Source organism: Dietzia sp. SYD-A1 (assembly GCF_015356725.1).
Taxonomy (GTDB): Bacteria; Actinomycetota; Actinomycetes; order Mycobacteriales; family Mycobacteriaceae; genus Dietzia.
Genome location: NZ_JADDKI010000195.1, coordinates 1 through 14932, shown reverse-complemented (window position 1 = coordinate 14932; position 14932 = coordinate 1). Strand labels below are relative to the sequence as shown.

The window sequence follows — 14932 nt, the reverse complement described above, 5'->3', positions numbered from 1 at the left end:
GACGACGGGAGCGGCCGCGGTCGGCGGAGCCGCCGGCGGCGCGAGCGCAACCGCGGTGGTGGCGGTGGCCGTCCGCAGGAGGGCGAGACCGAGGTGCGGGACGACGACGTCCTCCAACCGGTCGCGGGCATCCTCGACGTCCTGGACAACTACGCGTTCGTCCGTACCTCGGGCTACCTCGCGGGGTCGAACGACGTCTACGTCTCGATGAACATGATCCGCAAGTACGGTCTGCGTCGCGGCGATGCGATCACGGGCGCGGTCAAGATGCCGCGGGACGGTCAGGGTGACGCCCAGAACGACGGGTCCGGCGGCGGCCAGGGCGGGGGTCGCGGCGGCGGTCAGGGTGGGAAGAACAGGGCGAAGTTCAACCCGCTGGCCAGGATCGACTCGGTCAACGGGGGTCCCCCGGAAGACGCGCGCAATCGCCCGGAGTTCGGCAAGCTCACGCCGCTTTACCCCAACCAGCGTCTGCGTCTCGAGACCGAGAAGAACGTCCTCTCGACCCGGGTCATCGATCTGATCATGCCCATCGGCAAGGGCCAGCGGGCGCTCATCGTCTCCCCGCCCAAGGCGGGCAAGACCACGATCCTGCAGAACATCGCCAACTCGATCGCCATCAACAACCCCGAGTGTCATCTCATGGTCGTGCTCGTCGACGAGCGACCCGAGGAGGTGACCGATATGCAGCGTTCGGTCAACGGCGAGGTCATCGCCTCGACCTTCGACCGCCCGCCGTCGGATCACACCCAGGTCGCGGAGCTCGCGATAGAACGCGCCAAGCGACTTGTGGAGATGGGCCAGGACGTCGTGGTCCTCCTCGATTCCATCACCCGGTTGGGTCGCGCCTACAACAACTCCTCTCCCGCCTCGGGTCGCATCCTGTCCGGCGGTGTCGACTCCACCGCGCTCTACCCGCCCAAGCGGTTCCTGGGAGCGGCACGCAACATCGAGAACGGTGGCTCCCTCACCATCATCTCCACCGCGATGGTCGAGACGGGGTCCGCCGGTGACACGGTGATCTTCGAGGAGTTCAAGGGCACCGGTAACGCGGAACTCAAGCTGGACCGGCGCATCGCTGAGCGGCGCGTCTTCCCCGCGGTCGACGTGGGGCCCTCGGGCACCCGCAAGGAGGAGCTCCTGATGACGCCGGAGGAGGCCGGTGTCATGCACAAGCTGCGGAGGGTGCTGTCGGGCCTCGACTCGCACCAGGCGATCGACCTGCTGATGTCGCAGCTGCGCAAGACCAACACCAACTACGAATTCCTCCTGCAGGTGGCAAAGACGACTCCGACCCTGCCGCAGGACGAGGAGTGACGCAGGCCCCGGGGCGTTCGCCGTCCTCCATCGACGATGTCCTCTCGGAGTACGGGGGTCTCGAGGCGCAGCTGTCCGACCCCGCGCTCCACGAGGACCCGGTGGCCGCGCGCAGGGTGGGCAAACGATTCGCCGAGCTGACTCCCGTGGTGCAGTGCCACCGGGCTCTGGAGTCCACCCGGGGCGACCTGGCCGCCGCGCGTGAGCTGGCCGGCGAAGACTCGTCGTTCGCCGAGGAGGCCGATCGGTTGGCGGCGGAGGTGACGAGACTGGAGTCGCGGTTGGCCGACCTGTTGGCACCGCGAGACCCCCACGACGGGGATGACGTGCTCATGGAGATCAAGTCCGGTGAGGGCGGGGAGGAGTCGGCGCTGTTCGCGGCGGACCTCGCCCGTATGTACACGCGTTACGCGGAGAAGCACGGCTGGGTGGTCGAGGTGCTCGGGGTGACCGAGTCCGATCTGGGCGGGTACAAGGACGCCTCGTTCTCGATCAGGTCTCGTCAACCCTCGAGGGACGGTGTGTGGTCCCGCCTGAAGTTCGAGGGCGGCGTGCACCGCGTCCAACGGGTGCCGGTCACCGAGTCGCAGGGCCGGGTCCACACGTCGGCCGCAGGGGTGCTCGTCTTCCCCGAGCCCGAGGACGTGGGGCCGGTCGAGATCGACGAGTCGGACCTGAGGATCGACGTGTACCGCTCGTCGGGCAAGGGCGGCCAGGGGGTCAACACCACCGATTCGGCGGTACGGGTCACGCACCTGCCCACCGGGACGGTCGTCACGTGTCAGAACGAACGTAGTCAACTGCAGAACAAGCAGCGCGCACTGGCGGTGCTCGCCGCCCGGCTCCAGGCCGCCGCCGAGGAGGCCGCGAGCGCTGAGGCCTCGGAGGGGCGGTCCACCCAGATCCGCACCGTCGACCGGTCGGAACGCATTCGCACCTACAACTTCCCCGAGAACCGGATCGCCGATCACCGGGTCGGGTTCAAGGCGCACAATCTCGACGCCGTGCTCGACGGTGACCTCGACGCGGTCCTCGACGCACTGGCGGTCGAGGACCGCCGCAGACGCATGGAAGACGCCTAGGCGGTGCAGTCGCGCCCCGTGCCGGCGACCGCGGTCGTGAGGTCGGCCGCGCAGGACCTGCGGGCCGCCGGTGTCGACTCCGCCGTCGTGGAGGCGCAGCTGATCTGCGCGCATGTCCTCGGGATAGACCGCTCCGCGCTTCCACTGGCCGACGCGGTGGACGCCTCCCGGCTCGCGGAGATCAACCGGATGATCGCTGCCCGCATCGCCGATCGCACTCCGATCCAGTACCTCCTCGGGCGGGCCGTGTCGGGCCGTCTGGATCTCGCGGTCGGGCCCGGTGTCTTCATCCCCAGGCCCGAGACCGAGCTGCTCGTGGAGGACACGCTGGCCGCGCTCCCCGCATCGGGCGACGGACCGGGCCCGATCGTCGTGGACCTCTGTGCCGGTAGCGGAACGCTCGCCCTCGAGATCGCCCATGCCCGACCCGATGCCCGGGTCCACGCCGTGGAACTGCACGAGCCGGCGCTGGCGTGGCTGCGGCGCAACGCCGTCGAGCGGGAAGCCGCGGGGGACACTCCACTCGTGGTGCACTCCGGGGACGCGACGGACCCCGGCATCCTGGCGGAACTGCGGGGTCGGGTCGACGCGGTGGTGTCCAACCCGCCGTACATCCCGCGGACCGACGAACTCCCTGCGGAGGTCCTCGGGCACGAACCGGCGACCGCGCTGTTCGGCGGAGTCGACGGTCTCGCCGTCATCTCGCCGCTCGTCGGTGTCGCGGCCGCGCTCCTGGCACCGGGGGGTCACCTCGCGGTGGAGCACGACGAGGAGACCGGCGCCGCGGTCGCGGCGGTGGTCGAGGCGCAGGGACGCTTCGGTACCGTGGAACAGCACACCGACCTCGCCGGACGTCCGCGGTTCGTCACCGCGACCAGACTCGGCGATCGTGACGACGACGACGAGCTCGATCCGACAGTCCGGAAGGGGACCACCCGGTGACCATCACCTATGACTGCACCGAGGACACCGGTCGAGAGGTCGGCCTCAGTTCCGCGGCCGCTGCACTGCGTGCCGGTCGGCTCGTCGTGACGCCCACGGACACCCTCTACGGCATCGCGGCCGACGCCTTCGATCCCGATGCGGTCACCCTTCTGCTCTCCGCCAAGCGGCGCGGACCGGACATGCCCGTGCCCGTCCTGGTGGGCTCCTGGGAGACCATCGACGGCCTGGTCGTGAGCACGCCGGCGACGGCACGGGACCTCATCCGGGCGTTCTGGCCCGGCGGACTGAGCCTGATCGTGCACCAGGCACCGTCCCTCAACTGGAACCTGGGACACACCCAGGGCACCGTGATGCTCCGGATGCCGCTGCATCCCGTCGCGATCGAGTTGCTCCGCGAGGTCGGGCCGCTCGCCGTCTCCAGCGCCAACGTCTCCGGGCAGCCCCCGGCGACCACGGTCGCGGAGGCTCGCGACCAGCTGGGCGACTCGGTCGCCGTCTATCTGGATGGCGGTCCGTGCTCGGTCGGCCAGCCCTCGACGATCGTCGACCTCACGGGACCGTCGCCCCGGATCGTCCGGGAGGGGGCCGTGAGCGCAGAGCGCGTCGGGGAGGTCCTGAACACCGACGCCGCGTCTCTGCGCGGCTGACCGGGGTGATCTGAGCGTGGGCATAGGGGTTCCGTTCCGCGAGCTCCTGCTCATCGCGGTCACGGCGGGCCTGGTCACGTTCGCCGTCACAGGTCTGGTCAGAGGAGTCGCACCAGCGATCGGGGGACTGGCCTACCCCCGCGACAGGGACGTGCACGTGGTGCCGACGCCCCGCCTCGGCGGGGTCGGCATCTTCACCGGAATGCTGGTCGCCGTCTACCTGTCCGCGCAGCTCCCCGCTCTCAACCGGGCGTTCCCGCCGTTCGCCCCGGACGTCGAGGCGACGATCATCGCGGGCGGGGTGATCGTGCTGGTGGGCATCGTCGACGACATCCTCGGCCTCGGTGCTGTCACGAAACTCGCAGGTCAAGCGGCGGCGGCGGGCGTCCTGGTGGCCATGGGCGTGTCCTGGAACCTGGTGTACATCCCGTTCGGGGACGGCAACATCCTGGTCCTGGATCAGCTCCAGGCGGGGCTGCTCACCGTGGTCTTCACGCTGGCCATCGTCAACGCGATGAACTTCGTCGACGGTCTGGACGGCCTCGCCGCCGGGCTCGGTGCCATCGCGGCCACCGCGATCTGCGTGTTCTCCGTCGGAATCATGCTCGACCAGGGAGGCACGGTCGGGGCGTACCCCCCGGCCCTCGTCACGGCGGTCCTCGCCGGGGCGTTGCTAGGCTTCCTACCGCACAACTTCCAACCGGCGCGGATCTTCATGGGTGATTCGGGGTCGATGCTGATCGGCCTGGTCCTCGCCGCGGCCTCCACCAGCGCGTCAGGGAAGATCTCCCAGAGCCTGTACGGGCCACAGGAGATGATCGTCCTGCTCTCGCCGATGATCGTCGTCGCGGCGGCGATGTTCGTCCCGATGCTCGACCTCGTGATGGCGGTGGTCCGTCGGGTAGGCGCCGGCCGCAGCCCCTTCGCCCCGGACAAGATGCATCTCCATCACCGTCTGCTGGATCTGGGTCACTCCCATCGGCGGGTCGCGCTCGTGATCTACGCGTGGGTCTCGCTCATCGCGTTCGGTGCCGTCGGCGCGACCATGCTCCCGACCGAGGTGATCGTCCCGCTCGCCGCCGCCGGGCTCATCTCGGTCCTGGCCGCCACGCTGGTCCCGAGGTTGAGGAGTGCGCGGGGCGAACGCGGAACCGTCGAACCAGGGGGCTCGGGTTAGGCTGCTGGTCATGACGGACACTCCCGCGACACCCGCGCAGCCCGCCGACAGTCCCCACACCGCAGGTCTCCGCAAGGCGGTCCGATTCGGCGCCCTGGCGCTGGCCGTCCTCGCCGTGGTCGGTGCCGCGGTGTGGACCGCGATCGACGGGACCCCTGGGCTGTGGGGCGCGCTGATGGGAGCCGCCGTGGGCGGTGCGTTCGTGCTCACCACGGCGATCGTGGTCATCGCCACGGCGCACTCGGCTCCGCAGACGACCGCGGCCGTCGTCCTGGGGACCTGGCTGGTCAAACTCCTCGCGGCGATGGGTATCGTCGCCGCGCTCTCGAGGTTCGATTTCTACTCGCGCCCCGCCTTCGCGGTCACGGTCATCGCCGCGCTCATCGTGGTGCTGGCGGTGGAGACGGGGGCCATCCTCAAGACCCGTGCGCCCTACGTGGAGCCCGCTGCCACCTGACGGGTCCCCCTGTGTCCCCGTGCCGAGACCAGGATGTTATTCTCATCGACGGTGAGACGAGCACGTCACCGGGCTGCTTCGCGGCCCGAGGCGTTCGCGCTGAATCCCAATACGGCCGCGATCATCGGGCCACTCGTACCGAACGCGCTCGGGCGCACGTCGCCCAACACGACCAGGGGAGAACACACTGAGTACCACGCTTCTGGCCTTCAAGGGCGAGTTTCATCCCCCGAACATCGACTATGAGTTCTTCCCCTCCCAGCAGTGGTTGACCGGTTTCGCCGGTGACGCGTTCGTCCTGGACCGGCTCATGATCATCCGGCTGCTCATGACGGTGGTCCTGCTGGGCTTCTTCATGATCGCCATGCGGAACCCCAAGCTGGTCCCGCGCGGGGTCCAGAACTTCGCCGAGATCTGCCTGGACTTCGTCCGGGTCCACATCGCGGAGGAGATCCTGGGCAAGGAGCAGGGGCGCCGTTTCCTGCCGGTCATCGCGACCATCTTCTTCGCGGTCTTCGCGATGAACCTCCCGACGATCATCCCGGGCCTCAACATCTCGCCCAACGCCAGGATCGGCTTCCCGCTGATGCTCGCCGTCCTGGGCTACGTGACCTTCATCTACGCGGGGTCCAAGAGGTACGGCTTCGCCAAGTTCATCAAGGCGAGTGTGGTGATCCCGGGGCTTCCCCCGGCGCTGCACATCCTGGTGGTGCCGATCGAGTTGGTGTCGACGTTCATCCTCCGCCCGGCCACGCTGACCATTCGTCTCATGGCCAACATGCTGGCGGGGCACCTGATCATCGTCCTGCTGTTCAGTGCCACGAACTTCTTCTTCTGGCAGTTGAACGGCTGGTCGCTGCTGGCGGTGGGCACCTCGGTGCTCTCGGTCGCCTTCACGCTGTTCAAGCTGCTGGTCCTCTTCCTCCAGGCCTACATCTTCGCGCTGCTGGTCTCGGTGTACATCGATCTCGCACTCCACGCGGAGAGCCACTAGACCCCGGGCCCCCGGGCCCGGCACGACCATCCCGTCTACCCGACACATCACGTCCGACCGGTGCGGAGAAGCCCGCACCGGCCATCTGAAAGGGAACTCCCATGGACATCGTCACTCTCGCCCAGGCCACCGAGCAGACCGTCAGCGGCTACGGTGCGATCGGCTACGGCCTCGCCGCCATCGGCCCCGGCATCGGCATCGGCATCCTCGTCGGCAAGACCGTCGAGGGCATGGCCCGCCAGCCCGAGATGGCCGGCACCCTCCGTACCACGATGTTCCTCGGCATCGCCTTCACCGAGGCGCTCGCCCTGATCGGTATCGTCGCCGGCTTCCTGTTCTGATCGACGACCACCGACCTCGTAGGGACGCACCATGAACAACGTCATCGCCATCTTGGCGGCCGAGGGTGGAGAATCACTCCCCCTGGAGGACAGCCCCAACCCGCTGCTTCCTCCGCTGTATGACATCGTCTGGTCGCTCATCCCGCTCGCCGTCATCCTGTGGCTCTTCTGGAAGTTCATCCTCCCGAAGTTCCAGCAGGTCCTCGACGAGCGCTCCGAGCGCATCGAAGGCGGTCTGCGTCGTGCCGAGCAGACCCAGGCCGAGGCGAAGGAAGAGCTGGCCAAATACAAGGCCCAACTCGCCGAGGCGCGCAGCGAAGCGGCCAAGATCCGCGACGACGCGCGCGCGCAGGGTCAGCAGATCCTCGCGGACATGAAGTCGGAGGCGCAGGCGGAGAGCGACCGCATCATCGCCTCCGGTGAGCAGCAGCTCGCCGCTCAGCGGCAGCAGATCATCGCCGAGCTCCGCAGCGACCTGGGTCGTCAGTCCGTGGACCTCGCCGAGCGGCTGATGGGTGAGCAGCTGTCGGATCCGGTCCGGCGCTCGGGCACCATCGATCGCTTTCTGGCGGACCTCGACCGGATCCCCGGCGCGGGCAGGAACTAAGGGAAGTGGAGCCGATGCACGCAGCGAGTCGCGAAGCGCTCGACCAGACCCGGAGCACACTGGAGCAGACCCTGGCGGCGAACCCGTCCGGGGGAGCGACCGGAGCGAAGGTGGGCCAGGAACTCTTCGAGGTCGTGGGCGTCCTCGAGGACAACCGTGCCCTCCGGGTGTCCGTCGCCGACACCGCGGCCCCGGTGGAGGCCCGACAGGACCTGGTCCGTGGGGTGTTCGGGTGGAAGGTCGACCAGGCGACCCTGGACCTTCTCCTCGCTGCGGTGTCCCAGGACTGGTCCACCCCTCGCGAGCTGCGGGAGGGTCTGGTCCTCCTCGGCCGGGAGGCGCTCCTGCGCTCGGCCGACCAGCAGGGCCAGCTCCAGACCGTCGAGGACGAGCTGTTCAGGCTCGGGCGGATCGTCGCCGGGGATCCCCAGCTCGAGCAGCTCCTGGCCGATCGGACCGCCGACGTGGGAGCCAGGCGCGGCCTGCTCGCCGAGGTGCTGTACGGCAAGGTCACGGCGGTGACCGAGGCTCTGGCCTCCCAGGCGGTGGCTCGGCCGTCGGGTATGCCCGCGGACGACATCATGGCGGTCTCGGTGCAGGCCGCGGAGTTGCGCGGCCGGTCCGTCGCCGTGGTGACCAGCGCGGAGCCGCTGACCGGACAGCAGTCGGATGATCTCCGGGCCCGACTGGCGTCGTTGTACGGGCGGGAGATCGCCATCCACAACGATGTCGACCAGTCCCTTCTGGGCGGCGTCGTCGTCCGGGTCGGAGACGAGATCATCGACGGTAGCGTGGCAGGACGGCTCGACGCCATGCGTCGGTCCCTCCGCTGACCTGCCGGGCCGGCACAAGACGAGCTGCGACTCGGCCGTGTTCCAGCGGTAGTGGCTCACGTAAACACCCATAAAGCACATCCCGACTTTGAGAGCAGGAATGACATGGCGGAGTTGACGATCTCCTCCGAAGAGATCCGCAGCGCGATTGCGAACTACACCTCGACCGTTTCGACCGACGCGACGAAGGAGGAGGTCGGCGTCGTCGTCGACACCGGTGACGGCATCGCGCACATCAGCGGCCTCCCCTCGGCGATGGCCAACGAGCTGCTGGAGTTCCCCGGCGGGATCCTCGGTGTCGCACTGAACCTCGAGGACCGGGAGATCGGCGCGGTCATCCTCGGCAACTTCGACGAGATCGCCCAGGGCCAGGAGGTGCGCCGCACCGGGGACGTCCTCTCCGTCCCCGTCGGCGACGGCTTCCTCGGCCGTGTGGTCAACCCGCTCGGCAAGCCCATCGACGGCCGCGGCGAGATCGAGTCCGCGGGCACCCGCGCACTCGAGCTCCAGGCGCCGTCGGTCCTGGAGCGTCAGCCCGTCGAGGAGCCGATGCAGACCGGCATCAAGGCCATCGACGCCATGACCCCCATCGGCCGCGGACAGCGTCAGCTGATCATCGGCGACCGCAAGACCGGCAAGACCGCGGTCTGCATCGACGCGATCCTCAACCAGAAGGCCAACTGGGAGTCGGGCGACAAGACCAAGCAGCTGCGCTGCATCTACGTCGCGATCGGCCAGAAGGGCTCGACCATCGCGGGCGTCAAGGCGACGCTCGAGGAGCACGGCGCGATGGAGTACACCACCATCGTCGCGGCCCCCGCCTCCGACTCCGCCGGCTTCAAGTGGCTCGCCCCCTTCACCGGGTCGGCCATCGGCCAGCACTGGATGTACGAGGGTGCGCACGTCCTGGTCGTGTTCGACGACCTGTCCAAGCAGGCCGACGCCTACCGCGCGATCTCGTTGCTGCTGCGCCGCCCGCCGGGCCGCGAGGCCTACCCGGGTGACGTCTTCTACCTGCACTCGCGGCTGCTCGAGCGCTGCGCCAAGCTCTCCGACGACATGGGCGGGGGCTCGCTGACCGGCTTGCCGATCATCGAGACCAAGGCCAACGACGTCTCCGCGTTCATCCCGACCAACGTCATCTCCATCACCGACGGCCAGGTCTTCCTCGAGTCGGACCTGTTCAACCGCGGTGTGCGCCCCGCCGTCAACGTCGGTATCTCCGTCTCCCGCGTCGGCGGCGCCGCCCAGACCAAGGGCATGAAGAAGGTCTCCGGGTCCCTGCGTCTCGACCTGGCCGCGTACCGCGACCTCGAGTCGTTCGCGACCTTCGCCTCCGACCTCGACGCCGCGTCCAAGGCGCAGCTCGAGCGCGGTCAGCGTCTGGTCGAGATCCTCAAGCAGGACCAGAACTCCCCGGTGGCGGTCGAGGACCAGATCGTCTCGATCTACCTCGCCGGCGAGGGCTTCTACGACACGGTCCCCGTCGAGGACGTCCGTCGGTTCGAGGGCGAGCTGCTCGAGAGCCTGCGGCACTCCGCGGCCGACGTCTACAGCCAGATCGACGGCGGCGCCGCTCTCTCCGACGAGTCAAAGGCGACACTCGAGGCCAAGACCAACGAGTTCAAGGAGGGCTTCGTCGCCTCCGACGGTTCCCGCGTGGTCAACGAGCCCGAGGCCGAGGCGCTCTCGGAGGACGAGATCGATCGTGAGACCCTCACGGTCACCAAGAAGAAGAAGGCCTGAGGCCTCGAGATGACAGCCATCCGATTCAAGGCCGAGAGGAGAGTGATCTGAAGTAATGGCGAACATGCGTGAACTGCGCGACCGGATCAAGTCCGTCAACTCGACCAAGAAGATCACCAAGGCCCAGGAGCTGATCGCCACCTCGCAGATCTCCAAGGCCCAGGCGAGGGTCGAGGCCGCTCAGCCCTTCGCCGATCAGATCACCGCCATCCTGACCGATCTCGCCAGCGCGTCGTCGGTCCAGCACAGGATGCTCAACGAGCCGGAGGACGCCACGCGCTCGGCCGTGCTGGTGGTGACGTCGGACCGCGGGATGTGTGGTGGGTACAACCACAACGTCCTCAAGGAGGCCGCCGAACTCATCGCGTTCCTCGAGGAGTCCGGCCGCGAGGTCGACATCTACGTGCTGGGCAACAAGGGCATCGTGTACTACACGTTCCGCGAGATCGAACTGGCGGGATCGTGGCACGGGCACTCCCAGAAGCCCGACTACCAGGAGGCCCGTCCGGCCTTCCAGCTCCTGTCCGCCGCGTTCGCGGCCGGGGGAGAGGCGACGTTCGACGCGACGGAGTTCCTCGGCAGCGACTACACCGGCGACACCACCCGCAAGGGCGTCGACGAGGTCCACATCGTCTACACCCAGTTCAAGTCCATGCTCACGCAGACGCCGCGTGCGAGGCGTCTGGCCCCGATCGAGACCCGTGTCGAGGTCGAGGAGCTGGATCTGGGCGAGGACATGCTCGACACGTCCAAGACGGACTTCAAGCCCGAAGTCACGTTCGAGCCCGACGCGGATACCCTCCTCGACAACCTCCTCCCGAGGTACATGTCGACGCGGGCGTTCGCATCGCTGCTCGAGTCGGCGGCATCGGAATCGGCCGCGCGACGCACGGCCATGAAGTCCGCGACGGACAACGCGACCGAACTGGTGGAAGGCCTGAGCCGCGAGGCCAACCAGGCCCGCCAGGCACAGATCACCCAGGAAATCAGCGAGATTGTCGGTGGCGCTGGTGCGCTCGCCGCTAGCGCAGGAAGTGACTAAGCAATGACCACAGCTGTTACCGATCAGAGCACGACGGGCACGGCCGGTCTCACCGGTCGGGTCGCCCGCGTCCTGGGCGCGGTCGTCGACGTGGAGTTCCCGCGCGGCGCCCTCCCGGCCCTCTTCAACGCCCTGACCACCGAGATCACCCTGGAGGCCGTGGCCAAGACGGTGACCTTCGAGGTCGCCCAGCATCTCGGCGACAACATGGTCCGCTGCATCTCCATGCAGTCGACCGACGGACTCGTCCGTGGCGCGGAGGTCGTCGACTCGGGTAAGCCGATCTCGGTCCCCGTGGGCGACGTCGTCAAGGGCCACGTCTTCAACGCCCTCGGCGACTGCCTCGACGCGCCCGGCACCGGCCGTGACGGTGAGCAGTGGGGTATCCACCGCGAGCCGCCCGCCTTCGACCAGCTCGAGGGCAAGACCGAGATCCTCGAGACCGGCGTGAAGGTCATCGACCTCCTCACCCCGTACGTCAAGGGTGGCAAGATCGGCCTGTTCGGTGGTGCCGGCGTCGGCAAGACCGTGCTGATCCAGGAGATGATCACCCGTATCGCCCGCGAGTTCTCCGGCACCTCCGTGTTCGCCGGCGTCGGTGAGCGCACCCGTGAGGGCACCGACCTCTTCCTCGAGATGGAGGAGATGGGCGTCCTGCAGGACACCGCGTTGGTGTTCGGCCAGATGGACGAGCCGCCGGGGACGCGTATGCGCGTCGCACTCTCGGCGCTGACCATGGCCGAGTACTTCCGCGACGTCCAGGGGCAGGACGTCTTGTTGTTCGTGGACAACATCTTCCGCTTCACGCAGGCCGGTTCCGAGGTCTCGACCCTGCTCGGTCGCATGCCGTCCGCCGTCGGTTACCAGCCGACCCTCGCGGACGAGATGGGCATGCTGCAGGAGCGGATCACCTCGACGCGTGGCCGTTCGATCACCTCGCTGCAGGCGATCTACGTCCCCGCCGACGACTACACCGACCCCGCTCCGGCGACCACGTTCGCCCACCTCGACGCGACCACCGAGCTCTCCCGCTCGATCGCCTCGAAGGGCATCTACCCGGCCGTCGACCCGCTCACCTCGACCTCCCGCATCCTGGAGCCGGGCATCGTGGGGGAGGAGCACTACCGGGTGGCTCAGAACGTCATCCAGATCCTGCAGAAGTACAAGGAGCTCCAGGACATCATCGCCATCCTCGGCATGGACGAGCTCTCCGAGGAGGACAAGGTCACCGTTCAGCGGGCCCGTCGCCTCGAGCGCTTCCTCGGCCAGAACTTCCTGGTCGCGGAGAAGTTCACCGGGCAGGTCGGTTCGGTCGTCCCGCTGTCGGACACCATCGAGGCGTTCGACAAGCTGTGCAAGGGCGAGCTGGACCATCTCCCGGAGCAGGCGTTCAACGGTATCGGCGGTCTGGACGACGTCGAGGCGGCCGCCAAGAAGCTCTCGGGGAAGTGACCGCTGACCATGGCTGACATCGAGGTCGAGTTCGTCACGGTCGAGCAACGCTTCTGGTCCGGCACCGCCACCATGGTGGTCGCCAAGACCACCGAGGGCGAGATCGGTATCCAGTCCGGGCACGAGCCGCTGCTCGGCGAGCTGGATGCCGGCGGCACCGTGACGGTCTACACGGACGAGGGCAAGAAGGTCGCCGCGGTGCAGGGCGGGTTCCTCTCCGTGACGGCGAACAAGGTCAGCATCCTCGGCGAGACCGCGGAGTGGGCGGAGTCCATCGACCGGGCCGAGGCCGAGCGCGCACTGTCCGAGGCCGGGGATGACCAGCAGGCTGCCGCCGCCGCGCGCGGTCGTCTCCGGGCGGTCGAGAAGGCCGGCAGCTAGCTGTACGATTCGGTCCTCCCGTGACCTGACGGCCGCGGCCACCGGAAGGGGTTGGGTAGATGGCGATTCCCGGGATCATTCTCGGTGTCGTCGTCCTGCTCGTCCTCGCCCCGGTGGCCGCGGCCGTGGTGTATCGCCTGGTGGTCGTCCGCAGGAATGCCACCTCGGTCCTCGTCAGGAGGGCCGGTGAGGAGTCCTGGCGCCACGGCGCCGTGAGGTATTCCGATACCGATCTGGCCTTCTACCGGTTGGTCAGCGTGAGGTTCGGCGCGGACGTGCGGCTGGACCGGCGGAGCCTCGAGTTGGGCCCCCGGCGACAACCGACCGGCCACGAACTCGATATCGCGGAGTCGGGTGAGGTGATCGTGTCCTTCTCCGGTCACGACCGCAGGCGCGGGATCAGAGAAGGCGAACTCTGTGTGGGTCCGGCCGAGCTGACCGCGTTGTTGGCGTGGGTGGAGGCCTGCTCCACCGACCAGATCCGCTCCCCGGACCGCCGACGGCGGTGACGGTCCCGAGGACCGCGCTCGGCGACGACCGTCCGGGGGGTCGTCCCGCACAATCCCGATCTGAGGAGGATCCGTGCGTCTCGTCGTCGCCACATGTCAGGTCGACTACGTCGGCCGTCTGACGGCTCATCTCCCCATGGCGCCCAGGCTGCTGTTGCTCAAGGCGGACGGGTCCGTCAGCGTGCACGCCGACGACCGCGCGTACAAACCCCTCAACTGGATGACGCCACCCTGCTGGCTCGTCGAGCAGGATCATCCGGAGGATCCTGCGCACCTGCTCTGGGTGGTGGAGAACAAGGCCGGTGAACAGCTGCGGATCACGCTCTCCGAGGTCCACCACGACTCCCGTCACGAGCTGGGTATGGATCCCGGCCTGGTCAAGGACGGGGTCGAGGCCCATCTCCAGGAACTGCTGGCCGAGCACCTGGAGACTCTCGGCCCCGGATACACCCTGGTCCGCCGCGAGTACATGACGGCGATCGGGCCGGTCGACATCCTCGGACGGGACGCCGATGGCGTGACCGTGGCGGTCGAGATCAAACGCCGCGGTGAGATCGACGGCGTCGAACAGCTCACGCGCTATCTGGAACTGCTCAACCGGGACCCGTTGTTGTCCCCGGTGAGAGGGGTGTTCGCGGCGCAGGTGATCAAGCCGCAGGCCAGGACCCTGGCCGAGGACCGGGGTATCCGCTGCGTGACGCTCGACTACGACTCGCTCCGAGGCATCGAGTCGACGGACCTCCGGCTGTTCTGAGGTGAGGGGGCCAGGTGCCGAGACGTCACAGACGCGCGGGGACTGATCGTCCGGCGCCCCGGAGGGACGGCCTCGGGGGCGCCGCACTGGAATCCGGCCCGTCGGGGGATCCGGACGACTACCACGTCCGGCGTGTGCCCGGCTCGCGAGCCGGGAAGCACTATCGCTGTCCGGGATGTGATCAGGTCATCACCGCGGGTTCCCCGCATGTGGTCGCGTGGCCAGACAGACCGGGCGGCGAGGACGACCGGCGCCACTGGCACAGCGGATGCTGGTCCGGGAGGGCGAACCGCGGCCTCACCCGTCGGTGGAGCTGAGCCGACGATCGTCACGCCGCGACTCGTCGAGAAGGGGATCGGCGGGCAGGGGCGGAATGTCCTCGAGGCGGCCGGGGATGGGTTCCAGCCGGGCTCGGATCGTCGCGAGATCGGCGACGATCTGCTCGCGAAGCGACGTCAGCTGCTCGACGTGGGCACGCGCCTTCGAGACGAGAGCCGCCGCCTCGGAGGCGGCCCGGTCGATCGTCCCGCGAGCCTGCTCCTCGGCCTCCCGCCGGACGGCCTCCGCGGCGGCCTCCGACGCCTCCCGTCGGTTCCGGTCCTCGAGCAGGGACCGCGTCCTCCTCGCGTCGGAGGCGATGCGGTGATC

At 68.5% G+C, this 14932-nt stretch carries 17 protein-coding genes and 1 pseudogene; 17 read left to right on the top strand and 1 reads right to left on the bottom strand.

Going from position 1 to position 14932, the window contains the following annotated elements:
• From rho to IY392_RS19175, 17 genes are all read left to right on the top strand, one after another.
• Positions 1-1317, top strand: a 1317-nt coding sequence (gene rho / locus IY392_RS08970) for a transcription termination factor Rho (RefSeq protein ID WP_194861023.1), incomplete at its 5' end; no start/stop codon positions are given.
• Positions 1314-2399, top strand: a complete 1086-nt coding sequence (gene prfA / locus IY392_RS08965; RefSeq protein WP_194861022.1) for a peptide chain release factor 1 — start codon at positions 1314-1316, stop codon at positions 2397-2399. The genes rho and prfA, both read left to right, overlap by 4 nt.
• A gap of 3 nt (positions 2400-2402) precedes the next feature.
• Entirely contained in the window at positions 2403-3341 is a 939-nt protein-coding gene (prmC, locus tag IY392_RS08960; protein WP_309234113.1) for a peptide chain release factor N(5)-glutamine methyltransferase, read from the top strand.
• Complete coding sequence (locus tag IY392_RS08955) at positions 3338-3991, top strand: L-threonylcarbamoyladenylate synthase (RefSeq protein ID WP_107756721.1); 654 nt, start codon at positions 3338-3340, stop codon at positions 3989-3991. The genes prmC and IY392_RS08955 overlap by 4 nt, the downstream gene beginning before the upstream one ends.
• Positions 3992-4007: 16 nt before the next feature.
• Positions 4008-5168 carry a glycosyltransferase family 4 protein gene (locus tag IY392_RS08950; RefSeq protein WP_107756720.1) on the top strand — a complete coding sequence of 387 codons (1161 nt, stop codon included), beginning with the start codon at positions 4008-4010 and terminating at the stop codon, positions 5166-5168.
• A gap of 10 nt (positions 5169-5178) precedes the next feature.
• Positions 5179-5625 carry a hypothetical protein gene (locus IY392_RS08945; RefSeq protein ID WP_107758122.1) on the top strand — a complete coding sequence of 149 codons (447 nt, stop codon included), beginning with the start codon at positions 5179-5181 and terminating at the stop codon, positions 5623-5625.
• A 268-nt stretch (positions 5626-5893) separates the two neighbouring features.
• Positions 5894-6619 carry a F0F1 ATP synthase subunit A gene (gene atpB, locus IY392_RS08940; protein ID WP_228549202.1) on the top strand — a complete coding sequence of 242 codons (726 nt, stop codon included), beginning with the start codon at positions 5894-5896 and terminating at the stop codon, positions 6617-6619.
• A 101-nt stretch (positions 6620-6720) separates the two neighbouring features.
• The gene (locus IY392_RS08935; protein ID WP_107756718.1) at positions 6721-6960 is read left to right on the top strand and encodes an ATP synthase F0 subunit C; all 240 of its coding nucleotides are present in this window, start codon (positions 6721-6723) and stop codon (positions 6958-6960) included.
• Between the two features lie 31 nt (positions 6961-6991).
• Positions 6992-7567: a F0F1 ATP synthase subunit B gene (locus IY392_RS08930; RefSeq protein ID WP_107756717.1), complete on the top strand. Its 576-nt coding sequence runs from the start codon at positions 6992-6994 to the stop codon at positions 7565-7567.
• A gap of 14 nt (positions 7568-7581) precedes the next feature.
• A complete protein-coding gene (locus tag IY392_RS08925; RefSeq protein ID WP_194861021.1) occupies positions 7582-8400 on the top strand; it encodes a F0F1 ATP synthase subunit delta in 819 nt (272 codons plus the stop codon).
• Positions 8401-8505: 105 nt separating this feature from the next.
• On the top strand, positions 8506-10146 hold the full coding sequence (gene atpA, locus IY392_RS08920; RefSeq protein WP_107756716.1) for a F0F1 ATP synthase subunit alpha: 1641 nt from the start codon (positions 8506-8508) through the stop codon (positions 10144-10146).
• Between the two features lie 55 nt (positions 10147-10201).
• The gene (locus tag IY392_RS08915; protein ID WP_095718300.1) at positions 10202-11188 is read left to right on the top strand and encodes a F0F1 ATP synthase subunit gamma; all 987 of its coding nucleotides are present in this window, start codon (positions 10202-10204) and stop codon (positions 11186-11188) included.
• 3 nt (positions 11189-11191) lie between these two features.
• A complete protein-coding gene (atpD, locus tag IY392_RS08910; protein ID WP_017837067.1) occupies positions 11192-12640 on the top strand; it encodes a F0F1 ATP synthase subunit beta in 1449 nt (482 codons plus the stop codon).
• Between the two features lie 9 nt (positions 12641-12649).
• Positions 12650-13021 (top strand): F0F1 ATP synthase subunit epsilon, encoded by a 372-nt coding sequence (locus IY392_RS08905; protein ID WP_095718299.1) that lies wholly within the window; start codon positions 12650-12652, stop codon positions 13019-13021.
• 59 nt (positions 13022-13080) lie between these two features.
• Positions 13081-13530: a DUF2550 family protein gene (locus IY392_RS08900; protein WP_107756715.1), complete on the top strand. Its 450-nt coding sequence runs from the start codon at positions 13081-13083 to the stop codon at positions 13528-13530.
• A 73-nt stretch (positions 13531-13603) separates the two neighbouring features.
• A complete protein-coding gene (nucS, locus tag IY392_RS08895; RefSeq protein WP_194861020.1) occupies positions 13604-14284 on the top strand; it encodes an endonuclease NucS in 681 nt (226 codons plus the stop codon).
• Positions 14285-14298: 14 nt separating this feature from the next.
• Positions 14299-14601 carry an ATP/GTP-binding protein gene (locus IY392_RS19175; RefSeq protein ID WP_309230139.1) on the top strand — a complete coding sequence of 101 codons (303 nt, stop codon included), beginning with the start codon at positions 14299-14301 and terminating at the stop codon, positions 14599-14601.
• On the opposite strand, the pseudogene IY392_RS08890 reads toward IY392_RS19175, so the two are convergent.
• A pseudogene (locus IY392_RS08890) lies at positions 14582-14932 on the bottom strand (hypothetical protein); the annotation flags it as partial. The gene IY392_RS19175 and the pseudogene IY392_RS08890 overlap by 20 nt on opposite strands.

Coding starts and splice junctions, on each gene's coding strand:
- IY392_RS08945 (WP_107758122.1), top strand. CDS start 5,179: ATGACGGACACTCCCGCGACACCCGCGCAGCCCGCCGACAGTCCCCAC.
- IY392_RS08935 (WP_107756718.1), top strand. CDS start 6,721: ATGGACATCGTCACTCTCGCCCAGGCCACCGAGCAGACCGTCAGCGGC.
- IY392_RS08930 (WP_107756717.1), top strand. CDS start 6,992: ATGAACAACGTCATCGCCATCTTGGCGGCCGAGGGTGGAGAATCACTC.
- IY392_RS08925 (WP_194861021.1), top strand. CDS start 7,582: ATGCACGCAGCGAGTCGCGAAGCGCTCGACCAGACCCGGAGCACACTG.
- atpA (WP_107756716.1), top strand. CDS start 8,506: ATGGCGGAGTTGACGATCTCCTCCGAAGAGATCCGCAGCGCGATTGCG.
- IY392_RS08915 (WP_095718300.1), top strand. CDS start 10,202: ATGGCGAACATGCGTGAACTGCGCGACCGGATCAAGTCCGTCAACTCG.
- atpD (WP_017837067.1), top strand. CDS start 11,192: ATGACCACAGCTGTTACCGATCAGAGCACGACGGGCACGGCCGGTCTC.
- IY392_RS08905 (WP_095718299.1), top strand. CDS start 12,650: ATGGCTGACATCGAGGTCGAGTTCGTCACGGTCGAGCAACGCTTCTGG.
- IY392_RS08900 (WP_107756715.1), top strand. CDS start 13,081: ATGGCGATTCCCGGGATCATTCTCGGTGTCGTCGTCCTGCTCGTCCTC.